This is a genomic window from Psychrobacter sp. 16-MNA-CIBAN-0192 (genome assembly GCF_040309565.1).
Taxonomy (GTDB): domain Bacteria; phylum Pseudomonadota; class Gammaproteobacteria; order Pseudomonadales; family Moraxellaceae; genus Psychrobacter.
Genome location: NZ_JBEOOX010000001.1, coordinates 383,997 through 403,604, shown reverse-complemented (window position 1 = coordinate 403,604; position 19,608 = coordinate 383,997). Strand labels below are relative to the sequence as shown.

The 19,608-nt window shown below is 42.4% G+C and carries 12 protein-coding genes; 6 read left to right on the top strand and 6 right to left on the bottom strand.

Annotated elements, in window-relative coordinates; all coding sequences use genetic code 11:
* Positions 1-190 precede the first annotated feature (190 nt).
* The 3 genes from AAEY78_RS01670 to AAEY78_RS01660 all read right to left on the bottom strand — a co-directional run bounded on the left by AAEY78_RS01670 (position 191) and on the right by AAEY78_RS01660 (position 6,418).
* Complete coding sequence (locus AAEY78_RS01670; RefSeq protein ID WP_352336736.1) at positions 191-1,450, bottom strand: multidrug effflux MFS transporter; 1,260 nt, start codon at positions 1,448-1,450, stop codon at positions 191-193.
* A gap of 223 nt (positions 1,451-1,673) precedes the next feature.
* Positions 1,674-2,486: a crotonase/enoyl-CoA hydratase family protein gene (locus tag AAEY78_RS01665; RefSeq protein WP_352336734.1), complete on the bottom strand. Its 813-nt coding sequence runs from the start codon at positions 2,484-2,486 to the stop codon at positions 1,674-1,676.
* 206 nt (positions 2,487-2,692) lie between these two features.
* The gene (locus AAEY78_RS01660) at positions 2,693-6,418 is read right to left on the bottom strand and encodes an ATP-binding protein (RefSeq protein WP_502943601.1); all 3,726 of its coding nucleotides are present in this window, start codon (positions 6,416-6,418) and stop codon (positions 2,693-2,695) included.
* A gap of 345 nt (positions 6,419-6,763) precedes the next feature.
* Between AAEY78_RS01660 and cysM the strand changes: the two genes are divergently transcribed.
* From cysM to AAEY78_RS01630, 6 genes are all read left to right on the top strand, one after another.
* Complete coding sequence (gene cysM, locus AAEY78_RS01655; protein WP_352336733.1) at positions 6,764-7,708, top strand: cysteine synthase CysM; 945 nt, start codon at positions 6,764-6,766, stop codon at positions 7,706-7,708.
* Positions 7,709-7,773: 65 nt separating this feature from the next.
* Positions 7,774-8,589: a 3'-5' exonuclease gene (locus tag AAEY78_RS01650; RefSeq protein WP_352336731.1), complete on the top strand. Its 816-nt coding sequence runs from the start codon at positions 7,774-7,776 to the stop codon at positions 8,587-8,589.
* Positions 8,590-8,804: 215 nt separating this feature from the next.
* Positions 8,805-10,346 carry a 23S rRNA (uracil(1939)-C(5))-methyltransferase RlmD gene (rlmD, locus tag AAEY78_RS01645; protein WP_352336730.1) on the top strand — a complete coding sequence of 514 codons (1,542 nt, stop codon included), beginning with the start codon at positions 8,805-8,807 and terminating at the stop codon, positions 10,344-10,346.
* 474 nt (positions 10,347-10,820) lie between these two features.
* Positions 10,821-13,388 (top strand): RelA/SpoT family protein, encoded by a 2,568-nt coding sequence (locus tag AAEY78_RS01640; RefSeq protein WP_352336728.1) that lies wholly within the window; start codon positions 10,821-10,823, stop codon positions 13,386-13,388.
* Positions 13,389-13,450: 62 nt separating this feature from the next.
* Positions 13,451-14,341, top strand: coding sequence for a bifunctional DNA-formamidopyrimidine glycosylase/DNA-(apurinic or apyrimidinic site) lyase (gene mutM / locus AAEY78_RS01635; RefSeq protein ID WP_352336726.1), 891 nt, complete (start codon positions 13,451-13,453; stop codon positions 14,339-14,341).
* A 266-nt stretch (positions 14,342-14,607) separates the two neighbouring features.
* On the top strand, positions 14,608-15,042 hold the full coding sequence (locus tag AAEY78_RS01630) for a hypothetical protein (protein WP_352336724.1): 435 nt from the start codon (positions 14,608-14,610) through the stop codon (positions 15,040-15,042).
* A 101-nt stretch (positions 15,043-15,143) separates the two neighbouring features.
* Here AAEY78_RS01630 and mscL read toward each other — a convergent pair whose 3' ends face one another.
* The 3 genes from mscL to AAEY78_RS01615 form a co-directional block, all read right to left on the bottom strand.
* Positions 15,144-15,584: a large conductance mechanosensitive channel protein MscL gene (mscL, locus tag AAEY78_RS01625; RefSeq protein WP_352336722.1), complete on the bottom strand. Its 441-nt coding sequence runs from the start codon at positions 15,582-15,584 to the stop codon at positions 15,144-15,146.
* A 237-nt stretch (positions 15,585-15,821) separates the two neighbouring features.
* Positions 15,822-17,669 carry a translational GTPase TypA gene (typA, locus tag AAEY78_RS01620; protein ID WP_352336720.1) on the bottom strand — a complete coding sequence of 616 codons (1,848 nt, stop codon included), beginning with the start codon at positions 17,667-17,669 and terminating at the stop codon, positions 15,822-15,824.
* A 353-nt stretch (positions 17,670-18,022) separates the two neighbouring features.
* Positions 18,023-19,201, bottom strand: coding sequence for an OmpA family protein (locus AAEY78_RS01615; RefSeq protein WP_352336718.1), 1,179 nt, complete (start codon positions 19,199-19,201; stop codon positions 18,023-18,025).
* Positions 19,202-19,608: the final 407 nt, after the last annotated feature.

Sequence of the window (19,608 nt, the reverse complement as noted above, 5' to 3'; positions counted from 1 at the left end):
TATAAGAAATTAATGAGATAAGCATTAAAAAAGGATAATCATAATTATTTATAATTATCACATATTCAATACATAAGTTTACTTTTTATGATACTTAAGTGACTTTATAAAAGCAATGACAAAGTTTCACTTTTTTACTGTTTATTAGCAGATACTTACGTTTAAGATTGCTTTTTTCGACAAGAGATGGCTATTCAGCATTATCCAAGTTTAAGTTGCGATCAATGCGCCAGATAAGCAGACAGCCGAGACTCATTAACAGAAACATAGTGATGCCAAGCTTTAGAACAGGATTAACTGGAAAGAGGTTAAGTAGTAACCCACCGAAGATGCCTACCGAAAACATGAGCGAGCCTTGTAGTGCGCTTGCCATACCAGCACGGTGCTTTTGAAACGCAAGGGCAATCGCGGATGAGTTGGGCTGGGTTAATCCTAGTCCTGAAATACAGAAGAAGATACATGCCAATACCAACGGCAACCAAGCGTCTGTACCGTAACCGATACCCAATATAAATAATCCTGCCGATGCAATAACTTGCATCATTGCTCCAAAGCGCAAAATACTAAGAATGCGATAACGGTTAGTCAGCCACTGATTTAGTTGAGTGAGACCCACAAAACCTGCAGCATTTAGCCCAAAAATCCAACCAAAATGCGTCGATGAGATGCCATAAGTATCCATGATTAATTCAGAGGCGGCACTGATATAAACGAACATTGCGCCCATCAATAGCCCGCCACCAATCGCTGGATAATTAAAAGTAGGATCTTTTAATAACTCCCAATATTGACTGAGTACTTCTGTAGCAGGACGAGTATTACGATTTTCTTCACTGAGAGTTTCAAAAAAGAAAAACTTGGTCAACAACAAATTTAATAAACCAAATGCCGCCAAAAACCAAAAAATAGAATGCCAGCTAAAGAACTGCAAAAATAACGCGCCCAGTGACGGCGCTAAGATGGGCGCTAAACCCATGACCAATATCATAATAGAAAAGGCTTTTGCCGTTTGTCTCGCGGTGAGACGATCCCGAATGGCAGCGCGTGTGACCACTGCGCCCACACATGCCCCAAGCGCTTGCAAAGTACGCCCTGCAAATAAGACATATTCATTATCGGTCGTTGCGCAAATAACAGAAGCAATAACATATAAAATCATGCCGAAATATAACGGCTTAACGCGCCCAATACGGTCGCTTAACGGTCCATAAATCAGCTGCCCAAATACCAGCCCCATAAAATAAGCAGGTACTGAGTTGGCAATAAATGAGGTTGGTACGCCAAAGTCTTTTGCCATTGACGGCAGCGCGGGTAAGTACATATCAATCGATAAAGGTCCAACCGCCACAATTAATCCAAGCATCATAATCCATGCAATAGGCAGCTCCGCTGAACGCACGCGATTTGAGTCAGAAGTTTTATGAGATAAAGGGGCTTTTTGAGCAGACATAATTTAGACCATTAGAGTTACAGTATTGATTGTTAAATTATCGATATAAGGAGTAATTATTAATTCGACATAAAAAAATAGCAGACAGCGTTGAATCATCCTATCTGCTATTGTACTGCCTGATAATATTGCAATGAATATAGAATGTTTGGCAAGGGACTTTCATATCAAGGCTATCATCTTCATCAAGCTTACTTTGTTCACGCACCTATAATACATGAGCTTAGCGGAATTGACGCTTTGCAAATACGGTACTTGCTTGCTTGGCTTTTTTAAGCGCACGTTTACGATTACGTCCGAGCATCAGCTTTATTTGCCACAATTTTTCTTGATATAGGGTTACGGCAGACTGTTGATACATAGCATTAATAATGCGTTTACTTGCCAGCACTGCATCGGGCGAGCGTTCGGCAAATTCAGTCGCAAGGATTTTTGCATGTTCCAAAGGCGTATCATGACAATGGCTAATTAGCCCTAACTTTTCAGCAGCAATCGCGTCAATCACACGGGCGCTCATTGCCAGCTCTTTTAATACATCAGCACGTACCACGCCGAGCGCCGATTGGGTCAAGCCCATATCTGGCACCAAGCCCCACTTCGCTTCCATTATAGAAAATTGACACTCAGGGTTGGTAATCCGTACGTCACAAGCCAGCGCCAATTGCAATCCTGCACCAATACAATGTCCCTTTAGTACAGCAATAACCGGCATCGGCACTTCGCGCCAGACCAGACAGACGCGCTGAAATAAACTCTGACTGGGCTTAATTAATTCCCACAAAGCATAGGCTTGATTTTTGGGTTGGTTCAAATCGCCCAAATCTATACCGCTGCAAAAGGTCTCACCAGCTCCATTGATAATAACAGCACGTAAGGTTTTATCTTTGCTAATACGCATGGCAACCGCAATCAGCTCCTGCATCATCTCAAAGCTCATAGCATTTTTTTTATGCGGACGATTTAGGGTAACGGTTAAAATGGCTTTAGTAATACTGACTTGTAAGGTGTGATATTGATAGGTGGCGACAGCGTGCATGACAGTCCTTAATAGCAAAAATAATAATGATAAATAACGATAAGAAATAAGGCAGTGATGGTTAATCAAGCTAACTTTAATGTTAACAGGCTTATATCATTAAAATGTGCCGATAACTGACCGGATAGAGTATAGATATATTAGCTATTAAAAACAGCGCTTCTTTCCAATGTATACCAACACTTTTTATTAAATTACTTTCCGAGTCATATCATTTTCCAAGTCATATCATTTTCGCTTAAGCGATGAAAACTTAATTCCGGATAAGGGGCTAAATCGAGCGTTTGTAAATTGGTAAGCGCCAGTAATAACGTCTCATAATAGGGCTTGAGCATCGCAAACTGTGCCGGCGTGGTATGTTGAATGTTAAGCAAGCATTTATCTTCCAAATCTTGGCTGGCTTGGCGCAGTTGCGGCACGCCGGTATAGCGACTTGCGCCCAAGATACGATGGGCAATTTGGCTCAGCTCATTACGGTCACGATCTTGCCATGCTTGTGCCAATGCTTCTTTTTCCTTAACAATGGTATCGAGCATCATAATAACCAGCGTGGCTGCCAAATCAGGTTTATTTGCTGAGCGCGTTAAGGCATCTTGCCAGTCTAAAATGGCAAGTTCATTGATAGCACTGGTGGTTAAGCTATTCTCTGACACTTTATAATCAGATGACTGTTTAGGCTGCTCAGTTATCGTATCCAAGTTTGGCGGTTGTAAATGGTCTTGATAACGCGGCTGGGTGATACGTTGCGGCTCGCGTAGATAGTCATCACGCGGCTGACTATCACGCAGATAGTTGTCGCGTATTTTTTTAAGCGATAGCGGTCGCGATATATTGTGATCCTTACGCATCCCTAGTTTTCTAGCACTGGTCGGAACGTTTGTTTCACCATACACGTTTGTACTGACATCATTACTGGCGTGATTGGACGCTGTATTTTGGGTAAGTAATTTTGGTGTATCACTCAAGTTAATCAGAGGGTTTAACCCAGAGTCATCTTGAGGTATTAATGGTGTTGATTGCTTAGGCGTATCTACAGACGAAATAGTAAGCGCCGTATTTTTTGATGCACTTTGGTCAATCTCAGTATAGCGCTCAGTCGCTGTCGGGCGATTCAGCCATTTTTGTAGCACTTGTAATAGTTGCGGCTGACTAATCGGCTTGCCCACATAGTCGTCAATACCACTTGCAAGTAATTTGTCGCGCTCATCTGCTAGCCCATGCGCAGTTAGCGCGATTATAGGAATGCGCTGGTCAGGATTTTCAATATTGCGAATTTGCTCCGCTGCCGCGCGCCCTGACATGCGTGGCATTTGAATGTCCATAAATATCAGGTCGATGCGGTCTTTATCTTCCGTACGGACTTTATCCTCAGTACCACTTTGCGCATGATTAACAGAGTTTGTTGCAGCCTTACTCACTTGCGCGCGGGCTTCTGCTTTAGATATTTGAGTTTTATTAGACAGGCTTTGCTGCGTCGTTTTTGAGGTTTTATTATATTTGGTTTGTTGTTTACTGATGATTTCAATGGCATCAAAACCGCTATTGGCAGTAATAACATTAATACCAAATTCACTGAGTAGCGCATCCAAAACCAATAGATTGGGCAAATGATCATCCACTGCCAATACAGTCACCCCATGCCAGCGCGGCAGCTGATTTTTTACTGCTAAAGTTTTCTTTTGGGTATCCATCATGGCGTATAGTTGGCGCTTATCGAGTGGCTCGTACAAGATATTGGCGTGATACCGGTTGAGCAGTGCTTGGTCAGCGGCAACTTGATAACCAAAGACCGCTAATTTTCCTTGATAATGCAAACGAATTTGCTTGAGCAGTGCCATCATGTCATCTTGAGTGTCATTATCGACAATCACCCAATCCCAATAATTACCGCGCTCTTTTAGTGATTCAAGCACACCTGGTAACGAGTTGGCTTGGGTCAAATGAATGGGCAAGTTTTGCAAGCTGGCTTTGAGCACTTGGCGTGAGGCGGCGTGATTAATCCATACTAAAACATGAAACTCATCAGTCGGACTGGCAAGCGGTGCTAATACCGGTAAGGGAATGGTTTGACCCGTTTCTGCCTCTAGCACATCGACATGGGTTGGCATCCGAAACCAAAAGGTCGCGCCTTGATTGGCAATATTCTCTTGCGCATTGTCATAAAAACCAATGTCACCACCCATTAAGCGCGTTAATTGTTTAGAGATAACCAATCCAAGACCACTACCACCATATTGTCGGGTAATTGATGGGTCGCCTTGACTAAAGCTTTGAAACAGCATTTTTTGATCAGCAGCAGAAATGCCTTTGCCACTGTCTTGAACACTAATCATCAGATAATTATCTTGATAATCATCCAAGCTCACGCGCACCACCACATCACCGATATCGGTGAATTTAATGGCATTGCCGACAATATTGGTCAATACTTGTTTCAGGCGCAACGCATCACCAATGATACGCATGGGCACATCGTTATAGAACAATACCGCCACGCGCAGACCTTTTTCTGCGGACACCGGAGATAGCATATCGACGACATCATAAATGGTGTCATATAGGTCAAACTCATGGCGGTCTAACAATAATTTACCGGCTTCGATTTTAGAAAAATCAAGTACATCATTAACCAATGCCAGCAGATGCGCTGAAGATTTGCGAATGGTTTGCACATACAAGTCTTGCTCTGCATTTAATTCGCCATGACGTGCTAGCAAATTAATGAAACCATCAATGCTGTTTAAGGGCGTGCGCAATTCATGACTGATATTGGCTAAAAATGCTGATTTGGCTTGGCTGGTTGAAATCGCGGCATCACGCGAGTTACGAATAGAGATATTTTGCATCTCCATCTCATCAAACGCCAGCCGTAGGTCGTCTTCAGTTTGTTCCGCGTGGTCTTTTAAATCTTGAAAACTTGAATGTAAACGACGTAGCGTTTTGACTAAATCTTGCTGTAATAGGTTCAATTCACCGTCCGACTCTACAGGAATCGGCTTATATAAATTATCGACATGGGTACGTTGCAATTGTAAACGCAACTCATAAATCGGTGCAATCCAGCGCTTGGCATAGATATTTAAGCTGAGTAATAAAATCAGTAAGGTTAATAAGCCGGTAATCACCAGCGACATGGCAATACGATAACGGGCAATATACAGCGGCTCGTTATCCATATCGACCAATAGCCATAAGCGTTGCCCTTCAAACTCGCCCAAAATACTGCCATAAGCGGTGCCAATCGGGGTTGCTTGTTGCGACAAAAAACTTTGCGAGGTATCAAGCAATGGCCAGCGCTCATTAACACCGTAGCCGACGGTTGCCAATACTTGGTTATCTTCATTAATAATAGCAATACGCTGTACATGCTGCTCAGATTGCATGCGGCTGAGCCTATCACGAATCGCCACCAAGGTAGTCATCGCCCCTTTTGGCACTACGGTCGTATTGGCACGATTATCTTCAATTGCCCGCTTTTCATCGAGAATCACGGCATTAGATGCGGTGGGCGTTTTTATGCCACCCAACGCCTCTTCTGAGAGCACGGCACTGCTTAAGCGACCGCCATTTGCACTAATATAATGGTCAGAGTGCACTTGCGATACGGGCAATTGCGAATTATTAATACTGGTTTCAAGGGCATTTTGACTGGCAGAGGCAACCCCACCGACGATTTGCTTTGCTGTTTTTTCATTGTCCTTTAATTGTTGTCGTTCTTGCTCCAACAATTCTGGAATCAGCTCCGTGACCATAGGTTTATAACGGATCAATACCGCTTCTGCTAATGCCTCTTGCTCCGACTCACTAGCGCGCATGGTTTCATGAAACACCAAGATACCGCCCACTGCCGCCAAGACACAAATGGGCAAAAACACCAATATAATCAACTGACCATAGGCGCTACTGGTATCAAAACGTTTTTTGTATGCCATGCGAACTGTGAACTCCTTTAAATGTCCTTGACCGTTTGCAACAGCTTAGGACAAGCTAAATACTGTGCTATTTTAGCAGTATTTAGAATAGTAAAGGCTGGCAATATCAGGGTCTCTCATTATAGTCTCACATCAGGGTCTTACATTATGAGTTACTATTCCCTTATCAATAACTTGTCATGTTATCCGCGCAGCTAAAAACAAACTGATATAATAATGCGACTTTTATTTATCTATCTTTTATCTGCCTGTTTAGTACCCGATTATCCAGTACCTGATTATTCAGTACGTGATTATCCAGCACCGTTTTAACCCTTTTATCGAAAATAACAACAAGGATGTCTTATGTCGTCTACGACTGCCTCAACTGCAAACTTTATCAGCCAAATAACCGAGCTTGCTGATTGCGTGGGTCAAACGCCACTGGTTCGATTACAGCGTTTGCCTGAACAAGAGAATATTACCAATGGTGCGCAGCTGCTTGCCAAATTAGAAGGTAATAATCCAGCCGGTTCGGTAAAAGACCGCCCAGCATTTAACATGATATATCAAGCCGAATTGCGTGGCGATATCAAGCCCGGTGATACGTTAATTGAAGCCACCAGCGGTAATACCGGCATTGCGCTTGCCATGGTGGCGGCAATGCGTGGATACCCCATTACGCTTTTGATGCCTACCAATTCAACTCAAGAACGTAAAGACGCGATGATTGCTTATGGCGCAACGTTAATTGAGGTTGATGAAGGCATGGAAGCTGCGCGTGACTTGGCGTTGCAAATGCAAACGGACGGCTTGGGCGTGGTGTTGGATCAGTTTAATAATCCGGATAACAAACAAGCGCATTACCTGACGACAGGTCCTGAATTGTGGCAACAAACGAATGGTGAAATTACCCATTTTATCAGCTCAATGGGCACAACAGGCACCATTACCGGCGTGTCACAATACTTAAAAGAACAAAACCCAGCTATTCAAATCATTGGCTTACAACCTGACGAAGAGGCATCAATTGCAGGGATTCGCCGCTGGCCTGCTGCTTATATGCCGGGAATTTATGACGCTGATTTGGTCGATGAAGTGATGGATGTTGACCAACATACTGCTGAAGTTTATATGCGTAAATTGGCAAAAACAGAAGGCATTTTTGCAGGGGTTTCTTCCGGTGCAGCAGCATGGGCAGCGGTACAAATTGCCAAAGCCAACCCTGATGCCGTGATAGCCTTTATCGTCTGTGACCGCGGTGACCGGTATCTATCAACGGGTTTGTATAATGTTGATGACAGCGAATAAAAAATATCCACACTGTTAAAGTCTAATTTAACTAACGCTTATAGATGGTAAATCAGGATACGGTTATGACCCCTTCTCTACCTTACAATCCGGTGCTGGTATTCGATATTGAGACAGTAGCAGACACTGATGCCGCGCGCCGTATTTATCCGCAACTGGCAGATTTAAATGATGCCGATACCTTTACTGCGCTGCAAGCCATTCGCATCCAAGAAACTGGACGCGATTTTATGCGCGTACCGCTACAGCGCATCGTGTGTATTTCTGCCTTTTATGTCAAAAACGGTGAGAGCAAACTGTTTTCATTAAGCGCTGAGCATTTATCGGAAAAAGAAATCTTGCGTAAATTTTTTAAAGCCTTTACTGAGTTTCAAGACTTGCCGCAACTGGTCAGCTGGAATGGCTCAGGCTTTGATATTCCAGTACTGATTTATCGTGCTATGCTTTATGATTTAAGCGTGCCGCTACTATTTGAAGAAGGCGATAGTGTCAGTAAGATGCGCTATGATAATTATATCAATCGCTATCACAATCGCCATTTAGACTTGATGGATAGGTTTAGCCAATATGGTGCCAGCGCACGCCAATCAATGGATGTGGTTGCAAGCTTGTACGGACTGCCCGGTAAAACGGATGTTGATGGCAGTATGGTTGGTGACTTGGTGACGCAAGATAAATGGCAAACGCTGACGGTTTATTGTGAATCTGATGTACTCAATACGTGGTTGATTTATCTACGTTGGCTACGCTTGACGGGCAAATTATCTTCAGAAGGCTTTAATGTTTGGCAACAGCAAACCCGAGATTATTTAACCGCAATGACACAAGAAGACGGTAGCATTCGCCATCATGAATTTCTTGCGGATTGGATTGCATTATAAGTAATGGTTGATAAGTAGTGGTTGCTAAATGCTGGATGATAAATTTAAAACTATCTATCAAAACAGCTTTTCAAAATTTTATTCAGACGGCGACCATAGTTTATCTATAGTCGCCGTCTTTTTACTGGTATGACTGAAACGCAGTCGAATACCTAAGCCGTTTTATATGTTAAAATTGTCGCCATTTTCAATACCTTCATTATATAGGCAGGTTTATGCAACCCACCGACTCAAAGACATCTGTAACTCCCAATGCCGCTGCAAAAAATAGCGATACACAAACCATCACCATTCCACCAAGCAAGAAAAAGAACAAACCGTCGCCAAAGGTACGCCGCCGATTAAAAGAGGCTGAACCGCTCTCCTTTACGATTGATAACTTATCCCATGATGGGCGCGGTGTTGCCGTTTATGGCAATGGCTTTGGCGTGGATGATGGTCATGCGGAAGACAAGCACGGTAAAAAGGTGTTTGTCAGTTTTGCTTTACCAGGTGAAACTGTCGAGGTTAAATTGACCAATAGCCGCGCCAGCTTTGAAGAAGGCGATGCGGTTGCGATTACCACTAATCCAAATCCTGAGCGCACTGTACCACCTTGCCCGCATTTTGGCGTTTGCGGTGGCTGTAACTTGCAGCATTGGCAGCCAGAGAGTCAAATTACCTTTAAGCAATCGGTACTTGCCGAGATGTTGCAGCACCAAGCAGGCGTACAGCCTGAAACATGGCTTGCGCCCGTGGTTGGTGACCGTTTAGGCTACCGTACTAAAGCGCGTTTGGGCGTGCGTTATGTGGCTAAAAAACAAACCGCATTGGTCGGCTTTCGTGAACGTGCCAGCAACTTTTTAGCTGAGTTAAATGAATGTCATATTCTTGACCCGCGTATTGGCTTTGAGATTGAAAACTTAAAAGCCTTAATCAGCACTCTAGACAGCCGTGATAAAATCGCTCAGCTTGAGCTGGCAATGGGCGAATATTTACCTGAGCTCCCAGATGGCAATCAACCGGTTGCGCTGATTGTACGCAATTTAGAACCGTTGTCAGATGCTGATGTTGAGAAACTCAAAGTATTTTTTGCCGCGCGCAATTGGCAGCTGTATTTGCAACCTAAAGGTGCAGATAGTGTCGTGCGTATTGCACTTACCGCTGATGATGATATGAGCCAGCAGTTCGGTCGCTTATATTATCAGTTGCCTGAATATGATTTAACCTTTGAGTTTATTCCAACCGATTTTACCCAAGTTAATCTCTCAGTCAATCGTCAAATGACCAAGCTTGCCTGCGACCTATTAGACCTAAAAGCAGGCGAACGCGTACTTGATTTATTCAGCGGTTTAGGAAACTTTAGTTTACCATTAGCGCGACTGGTTGGTGAGACAGGTTCTGTCGTTGGCGTTGAAGGTAGTGATGCAATGACCGCACGCGCTGCTGAAAATGCACGCCGCAACGGTCTACATAATACTGAGTTTTATACTCAAGATTTGACTCAAGATTGCACCGACAAGCCGTGGGCAAACCAAGGTTTTGATGCGCTACTTATCGACCCGCCACGTTCTGGTGCGTGGGAGATTATGCAATATTTGCCTAAGTTTAACGCAGAACGTATTGTCTATGTTTCTTGTAATCCTGCTACGCTAGCACGTGACACTAAGGCGTTACTCGAGCAAGGCTATCGCCTGACGCATGCTGGTGTGATGGATATGTTCTGTCATACCGGACATGTCGAGTCGATTGCTCGTTTTGAGAAGATTGCGGCATAAGTTTACTGAGCTGTTTAATCGCTATATTTTATAATTATAGCGATTAAACACCGCTGTTGATTGCATGTGAATAGACTGCTTAATAGATAAATTATCGACTCAGTATCGGTCATATTACTCCTTGCTCCTGTTACCTACTTTGTATTTTATCGGCAAATTATTGATTGCTAGTAAGCATCCTGTCTTTTGTAAATGCCTATCTTCTCGTCTTTCTCATTTTTAATCGTAAAAAATCATTAATAAACCATCATGTTTAATAACTAATTATTCGATAAAAGTCTATATATTTTTCGTCATTATAGGGCGATAAAAATTGCATTTATTACAGTCATCCGCTTGAATGGTAATTTAAAAATGACATAATAGGGAGATTAGTAACGTTTAATCATTGACAGCATAAATATAATTTATCAATAGCAGATTTGACAATAAAGGAACGGTACACCGTTTCAGAGCCGCTAAGAGGATTGGGCTATGGTAAAGATTCGCGAAGGTCTGCCGCTGGTAGATGGTAAAACCACACAGACCGATAGTGCAACCTCAGCAGCTAAGATGGTGGCCACTCAGCGTTCTCAGCAATCTGCTAATAGCTATGCCCAACTTCCGCTTGATATCCAGAGCCAGCTCGCAACGCACAAACTGCACACTACTTTTGATCGCTCATCCCATCCTGCTTATGACAGCCATGACCCAAGTTTGAGCACGATTTATGTGAGCAACGGTTATTTAGACAATGCCATGCTACAAGAGGCGAACATGATTTCTTTAGACATCGAAACGCTTGATCTGGATCATACCAATATTGATGTGCCCGCGTGGCTCGACAAGGTTGCCAAACGCATTGGTCAAGAGTCAGTTCCTAAGCTGACCATGGCGTGCGAGTTGATTCGCAGCCGGATGAATACACACGAATCTGAGCGCTCTGGCGCTTATATCACCGGTATCGGGATGACCGATATCTTGACCTATTTATATCAAGATGAAGATGCGCTCATTGCCGCGATACTGTATCGCAGCGTGCGTACCTCATTAATTAGTATTAGTGAGATTGAAAAAAACTTCGGTAAAGACATCAGTACTCTGGTCAAAGATACCTTAGCCATGGGCAAGCTGTCCGATATTATTGAAAGTAATAAACGCTTAGAAGACCACTTTATCAATGATGAGCGCCAGCAGCTATCCAACATTTATAGCATGCTGATTTCAGTGACCAACGATGTGCGCGTGGTGCTGATTAAATTGTCTGAGCGTACCTTTGCCATGCGCGAGCTGTCGTTTTCTGATAGCGATCGGCAATATCGCGTGGCTCGCGAAGTCATGACCATTTATGCGCCCCTTGCCCACCGTTTGGGTATCGCCCAGCTTAAATGGGAGCTTGAAGATCTAGCCTTTCGCTACCTTGCCCCTGAACGCTATAAAGAAATTGCCAAACTGCTGGCTGAAAAACGCAGCGAGCGCGAATCTTATATTCAGCGCGTCGAAGATCAGTTAAGCGAAGCCTTAGCGGAAGCTGGAATCGCCGGTGAAGTCTCAGGTCGAGTTAAACATATCTATTCTATTTATCGCAAAATGAAGCTTAAGAGTCTATCCTTTGACCAGCTGTACGATATTCGTGCCCTACGCGTTTTGGTTGAAAACCCCTCTGACTGCTATCACGTATTAGGTTTGGTACATGGCTTGTGGCGTTATATTCCTGAACAGTTTGATGACTATATTACCAACCCAAAATCCAACGGCTATCGCTCACTACATACCGCCGTCATTGCCGAAAGCAAATCGTTAGAGGTGCAAATCCGTACCAATAGCATGCATTTTGAAGCTGAGCTTGGTATGTGCGCGCATGTGAATTATAAAGAAGGGCTGAAAAATAAAAAGGACACCTATCTTAATCAGCGTATCAGCTCCTTACGTCAGTTATTGTCCCTTAATAACGAAATTCGCAATCAGAGCCGCACTGCGCGCATTGATGGCGAAGAATTCGATGATAGTGACCTTCTTGATGATTATGAGCAAACCGTTGATTTTGATGAATTGGAACGTATCTATATTTTTAGCCGTGATGGTGACATCACTGAGCTACCAAAAGGGGCGACTGTTCTCGACTTTGCCTACTATGTGCATACCCAAGTGGGCAATCGCGCCCAAGCTGCTCGGGTTAATCAGCGCTATGTACCGCTCACCTATCAGCTAAAAACGGGGGAGCAAGTTGAGATTATCACCAAATCTTCGCGTGAGCCGAATCGAGACTGGCTGGTTGCCTCCTTAGGTTATATCCATACCAATCGCGCCCGCTCGAAGCTACGCCAGTGGTTTAACAAGCAAGACCGTGATAAGAATATCGAAATCGGGCGGCACATGCTGGCAAAGGAGCTCGAACGCTTGTCTGTGCACCCAAACAGCATCGACTTAAATGATTATTTACCGCTGTTTAATGTCAAAAATACCGATGATATTTTGGTGGGCTTGGTGACTGGTGAAATTGGTATCAACCAATTGACCGGACACATCTCAAGGCAGCTACAATTAGAGCCGGAAAAAGAAGAAGAGGAATACACTCCAAGCGTTGACCCCAGAGCTACTGGTAAAATCGACGCTTATAAAATTTGTATCGATGGCTTAGACAATATTGAAATTGCTTTAGCAGGCTGCTGTCATCCCGTTCATGGTGAGCCCATCTCCGGCTATATTACCTTATCGCGCGGCGTCAGTATTCATAACCGTGGCTGTCCAGAATACATGCGCTTGATTGAGCGCGACCCTGAGCGCGAAATCAGCGCCTCATGGAAATCAAAATCAGGACGCTTCCAACCAGTCGATATCCATATCGAAGCTTATGATAGGCGTGGACTATTGCGCGACTTAACCCAAATTATTGACAAAGAAAACGTCAATATTCGCAAAGTTGACACCTTAAGCACCGATGATAATATAGCCTCTTTAAAGTTTCATGTCGAAGTTTCAGGGCTCGCGCAATTGTCTAAATTACTTGCCAAGCTTGAGCAGCAGCCGGGCATCATACATGCGCGCCGCGCTGTTGCTTAGCTCATCACTTGTTAAGTTATTTCATTTAAACTATCATTTTTAAACCATTAAAAAGAACTGCTATGCCTGAGTTACCTGAAGTTGAAACCACTAAAACCAGCCTAACGCCCTTACTAGGTCAGTCAGTCAAAGCCCTGACTGTATTTCAGCCAAAGCTACGTTGGGCAATGCCTGACGATTTATCACATCTAGAGGGTTATACCCTTGACTCAGTAGAGCGGCGTGCAAAATACCTAATTTTGACTTTTTTACCGCTAATAAAAAAGCAGCAAATTCGGCAACTGATTATTCATCTAGGAATGTCAGGAAGTTTGCAACAGCATCCATATGGTACAGATAAGCGCAAACACGACCATTTAATCATGGTATTTGGCGATACTAATAAGCCTGACGATTCGGCAACGCAGCTACATTATCATGATCCAAGGCGTTTTGGTGCCGTATTATGGTATGAAGATTACAGTCATAAACTGCTCGATCATCTAGGTCCCGAACCGCTCTCAACAGAGTTTACCGCTGACTATCTATATCATCTGATTCAGCGTACAGAGACCAATGAGGCTACTAATCGCAGTAGAAAGCGACCCATAGCGCGTCCAATAAAATCAGTTATTATGGAGCAGCAGATTGTGGTTGGCGTGGGTAATATCTACGCAACAGAAAGTCTATACTTAGCAGGTATACATCCTGCAACACCAGCGCATCAGTTATCCTATGAGCAGATTGCGCTATTGGTTGAACATATTAAAATTATTTTGCAAAAATCCATCCAACTTGGTGGTTCCACCTTACGCGACTTTACCGTCGCGAGTGGTCAAACGGGCTATTTTCAACAGACGTTACATGTTTATGGTAAACAAGGTCAATTTTGTCCCAACTGCGAGACTGTATTAGAAAACATTAAAATTACGGGTCGCGCCAGTGTCTTTTGTTCCCACTGTCAAAAACTATAACGGCTGTATGTCGCTATAGAAATTATATTTTATACAATATGACAATACTTACTGCTAAAACAATCAACATAAAATTTAAATAAAGCATTGCTAGATATTGAAATATGCAGCTTAAAAACTAAGACTCTGCTATATTAGGCAACAAACGTCTATTTCTATAGCTAATTTGCTTTAACAATAGCCTTTATACTTATTTCATTTTGGTATGCTTGCATTGCTAGTACTTCGCCTATGCTGATTATCGCAACCATTTTTAGGATACTGTTATGAACGTCCAAAAGCCAACTTTTACTAATAAATGGGTGACCGTAGTTACCAGTATAAGTTTGATATTACTCATGATGCAGCCTGCCTCAGCTGCCATAGAAATCGACGAAAAAGAATTTGGTCCATCATATGAAACCATGGTTGTAGATACAGTGGCAGGTAAACCGTTACAGCTGATTAATGCGGTTGCAGGCACCATTGCTTACGTGGTCAGTTTACCATTTTCATTGATTGGTGGTAATGCAGAGCAAGCTCAGCAAAAGCTGGTTGTCGAGCCTTGGGACGCCATGGCACGCTGCTTAGGCTGTACCGTTGCTGAAGACAATTATTATAAATCACAAGTGGTGAACAATAATGTAGTACGGATTGTGGTCGATAGACCTTCTGAGATTCTAATCAACACCAATGATTATGTGGTTGTTAATCCAAGGTAAGATTACCATTAATTAACACTGGTAGATGAAATAAAAAAGGCTAACTTTATCGGTTAGCCTTTTTTATTTCATTTCATTAAAATATTTAAAATCATTTAATACTATTGCTTAATATTACTGTTATTACCAAGTTTGGCACTAATTTCACGCAGTAATACGATTTCTTCGGCTATTGCATCAGGTATAGGCGCTTGCTGACGACGTAAACGATTTACGAATTTTACCATCATAAAAATAATAAACGCTAGAATGATAAAATTAATTAACACAGTAATAAAACTACCATAAGCCAAAACAGGTATACCAGCTGCTTTTAACGCATCATAGTTTCTAGCTACTCCTTCAGGAACATCTCCCAATACCACAAACATATTTTTAAAGTTGATTTCACCACCCGCTAATACAGCAACGATTGGCATCATAATGTCTTCAACTAATGAGGTGGTAATGGTGCCAAAAGCGCCGCCGATAATGACACCGACTGCCAAATCCATGACGTTACCTTTAATCGCAAACTCTTTAAACTCAGCGATGATACTCATAAGACAACCCCTTAATAATCATTCCGTTGATTGGGTTCGCTGTTAATGCATAGAGTTAATAACACATCTTTGCTTTTCACGCCCATAAAAAAATAGTAGCACAAAGTGAACAATATTGCGCTCACTTCATACTACTATCTTTAAATACGCACTATAAGCATAACCCTAAAACTATTGCTATGCCTAGCTAAAACAGCACTTCATTGAATTAAGTGTTAAACAACACATTTTTCAATATTAAGCACCTTTCTTACGACCGAAACGCTTACGCTCACTTTCAGTCAAATAACGCTTACGCAAACGGATTGCTTTTGGCGTAACTTCAACTAACTCATCATCTTGAATAAATTCAAGAGCTTGCTCAAGCGTGAACTTGATTGCTGGCGTTAGCGTCAACGCTTCATCCGTACCACTGGCACGAACGTTGGTCAGCTGCTTAGCAGTTGTTGGATTCACAGCCATATCATCGTTACGAGAGTTTAGACCAACGATCATACCTTCGTAAACTTCTAGCTGTGGCTCTGCAAACATTTTGCCGCGTTTTTGCAAGTTAAACAATGCAAAACCTAGGCAAACGCCTTTAGCCATAGAAACCAATACGCCGTTAGAACGACCACCTACTTCACCAATCTTTTGCGGACCGTAATGCGAGAAGCTTGAGGTCATAATGCCCGTACCTGACGTCAGGGTTAGGAATTCAGAACGGAAACCAATCAAACCACGTGCAGGTATCGTTGCTTCAATACGCATACGACCTTTACCATCAAGCTCCATGTTGGTCATCTCGCCTTTGCGTAGACCAACTTGCTCCATGATTGGACCTTGATGCGTGTCTTCAATATCAAACACAACATTTTCATATGGCTCTTGAAGTTTACCATCTACTTCTTTCACGATCACTTCTGGACCGGATACACCCATCTCAAAACCTTCGCGGCGCATATTCTCAATCAATACTGAAAGATGCAGCTCACCACGACCTGATACTTTGAATTTATCAGGAGATTCTGTGTCTTCAACACGTAGTGCGACGTTATGAATCAGTTCACGTTCTAGACGCTCACGGATATTACGTGACGTCACAAATTTACCATCACGACCAGCAAATGGTGAGTTATTTACTTGGAAATTCATAGATACAGTAGGTTCATCAACCGTTAACGCTGGCAATGCTTCTACGTTACTTGGATCACAGATGGTATCTGAGATATTAAGCGCATCAATACCTGTAATACAAACAATATCGCCCGCTTGTGCATCTTCAACATCAATGCGATCAAGACCATGGTAGCCCATAATTTTTAGAATACGACCACTACGCGTTTTGCCGTCTTTATCAATGACAGTTACTTGCGTATTGGTTTTAACTTTACCACGCTGAATACGACCAATACCGATAACACCTACGAAGCTATTGTAATCGATGCTTGAAATTTGCATGCGGAATGGCGCATCAGCATCAACTTGTGGTGGTTGCACGACATCAACAATAGTCTTGAAAAGTGGTGTCATGTCATCAGCTAAATTATCAGCTTCTAGACCTGCAATACCATTCAATGCTGATGCATAAACAACAGGGAAATCTAATTGCTCATCAGTAGCACCTAGATTATCGAACAAATCAAAAATTTGATCCATTACCCAATCAGGACGTGAGCCAGGGCGGTCGATTTTATTAATAACAACGATAGGCTTTAGACCTTGCTCGAATGCTTTTTGAGTGACAAAACGTGTCTGTGGCATAGGACCATCGACACCGTCTACAACCAAAAGCACGCAATCAACCATAGACATAACACGCTCAACTTCACCACCGAAATCGGCGTGACCAGGCGTGTCCACGATGTTGATACGATATTCAGTACCATCGGTATCGTCAGTCCAACGGATGGCTGTATTTTTAGCCAAAATAGTAATACCGCGTTCTTGCTCAATATCACCTGAATCCATCGCACGTTCAGCAATGTTTGCACGGTCGCCAAAAGTACCAGATTGATGTAACAGCTTATCAACCAAGGTAGTTTTACCGTGGTCAACGTGGGCAATAATTGCAATATTACGCAAATGTTTAATATCGTTCGCCATATAGAATGCTCGTTTTGTCTTAATAAAATGTAGTAGCAGTAGGCGCCGCTGGATAAGCTTTCATCATCAATCAGTCAGATAATCTACTTTATTCTTAGACGCCTGCACGATAGATGCACTAGAATAAGTCAATAAGTAGGTACAACAATCTATACCGATACATCCATCGTACCGTTAGCCATGCTAGTACACACTATGTCAATTCACAAAGTGTGTGGGCGACTAGTATATCATTATTATGATATAAGTTTATGTAATTCCCTATTTATCTCTAAACATAACAAAAAAAAGCCACCTAGAAGGCAGCTTTTTTTGTAACTTTATTATTGTCTAACTTTGCAACTAATTATTACTTATTCAACAATCATGTCTTTAGTTTGTTCAACAGTCATAGTTTTGTCACCAGTGATGATGGCATAAACACGACGGTTCATTGCACGTCCTTCTTCAGTATTGTTGTCAGCAATTGGACGGTCATAACCGTAACCAACGGTTGATAAACGGTTTGGCGCGATACCAAATTCATTAGTCAACATAGACTTAACAGCGATAGCACGGGCTTCAGACAGACGTTGGTTATAACGTGCTGATGGACCAGTTTTAGAAGCATGACCTTCAACGCTAGCGATAGAGTTAGGATACTCGCGCATCTTCTCTGCTACTTTAGCGATTTCAGGCTTGTATTGATTTTTGATAGCAGATTTATCGTTATCAAAGAATACACGTAGCTCCATTTTTAGCTCATCGGTAATATCTACTTGTAATGGGCAACCACGTTCATCAACAACTACATTCATTGGAGTGCCTGGGCATGCATCGATGCTATCAGGTACGCCATCACCATCAGAATCAGCATCGTCAACTACGACGATTGGGGTACCGATAACTGGCGCTTGTGGTTCAAGTGGTGCTACAGCAACTGCTGGAGCTAAATGGCCACCAAGTACGACTTCTAGACCAGCTAGAGCCATACCTTCCCACCAGTTCTCATCAAAGTTATGAATCGCACGAGCTTCACCGCGTAGGCTTAGTGCATCATTGATACGATACATGGTACCTAGACCTAAGTTACCAATGGTATCTTTAGAATCAGTAATTTCACTACCAGCTGCATTATCAACTGTGATCTTAGACTGACCAGCACCTACTAACAAATAAGGCTTCAATTTATTATTAGTGTAACCAGTAAACTGTTCAGTACCAATCAAGAAGTTACCAGAAATCATACGCTGTTCAGCATCGAAATTATCGTTGCCATCTTGACGAATACCATCAGTATTTGATACACCATACTCTACTTGAAACTGAGTAGATGGGGTTAATTCAACACCAAGGGCCGCACCCGTATATAAACCATTCTCTTTATAGTAACGGTTGCCTGCACTATCACCTAAAGTCTCTAGTTGCTCATCATCAGCACCTTCGCTGTAGTGATAACCAAGTAGTAAAGGACTAATAGTAACGCCAGCATTAGCAGCTAGTGGAGCTGCTGTTACGGCAAATAAAGCTAAAGCAATTTTATTCAATTTCATGGACTTCCTCCAAAGGATAAGATAATTGATACGTTAATTAACACTATTTCCTAAATAATATAACGATATACATTTTTTTGTATACATTTTGGTATAGCACAATCTGTTAGGAAGCAGCTTATCGGCTATCAATTCAGTTTACAACTTCTTTTATCACTCAGCTACACATTATTACACGATAATGTGATAACTAAAACACAATGTACCATTTGTATTACTAAACGCTAACAGAGATTACATAAGCTGCCTTTCATACTTTTAGACAGTAGACATAAAGCAGATCGGCGTTTATTTAATATCGCTAGTTTAATACATTTAACGGCTTTTTTCTATTTAAAAAACCAGTTACTCACTAATTGTAACATTTTATGACAGTGCATTCATAGTTAAATTATATTCTTTAGTAA

Coding starts and splice junctions, on each gene's coding strand:
- AAEY78_RS01670 (WP_352336736.1), bottom strand. CDS start 1,450: ATGTCTGCTCAAAAAGCCCCTTTATCTCATAAAACTTCTGACTCAAAT.
- AAEY78_RS01665 (WP_352336734.1), bottom strand. CDS start 2,486: ATGCACGCTGTCGCCACCTATCAATATCACACCTTACAAGTCAGTATT.
- AAEY78_RS01660 (WP_502943601.1), bottom strand. CDS start 6,418: ATGGCATACAAAAAACGTTTTGATACCAGTAGCGCCTATGGTCAGTTG.
- cysM (WP_352336733.1), top strand. CDS start 6,764: ATGTCGTCTACGACTGCCTCAACTGCAAACTTTATCAGCCAAATAACC.
- AAEY78_RS01650 (WP_352336731.1), top strand. CDS start 7,774: ATGACCCCTTCTCTACCTTACAATCCGGTGCTGGTATTCGATATTGAG.
- rlmD (WP_352336730.1), top strand. CDS start 8,805: ATGCAACCCACCGACTCAAAGACATCTGTAACTCCCAATGCCGCTGCA.
- AAEY78_RS01640 (WP_352336728.1), top strand. CDS start 10,821: ATGGTAAAGATTCGCGAAGGTCTGCCGCTGGTAGATGGTAAAACCACA.
- mutM (WP_352336726.1), top strand. CDS start 13,451: ATGCCTGAGTTACCTGAAGTTGAAACCACTAAAACCAGCCTAACGCCC.
- AAEY78_RS01630 (WP_352336724.1), top strand. CDS start 14,608: ATGAACGTCCAAAAGCCAACTTTTACTAATAAATGGGTGACCGTAGTT.
- mscL (WP_352336722.1), bottom strand. CDS start 15,584: ATGAGTATCATCGCTGAGTTTAAAGAGTTTGCGATTAAAGGTAACGTC.
- typA (WP_352336720.1), bottom strand. CDS start 17,669: ATGGCGAACGATATTAAACATTTGCGTAATATTGCAATTATTGCCCAC.
- AAEY78_RS01615 (WP_352336718.1), bottom strand. CDS start 19,201: ATGAAATTGAATAAAATTGCTTTAGCTTTATTTGCCGTAACAGCAGCT.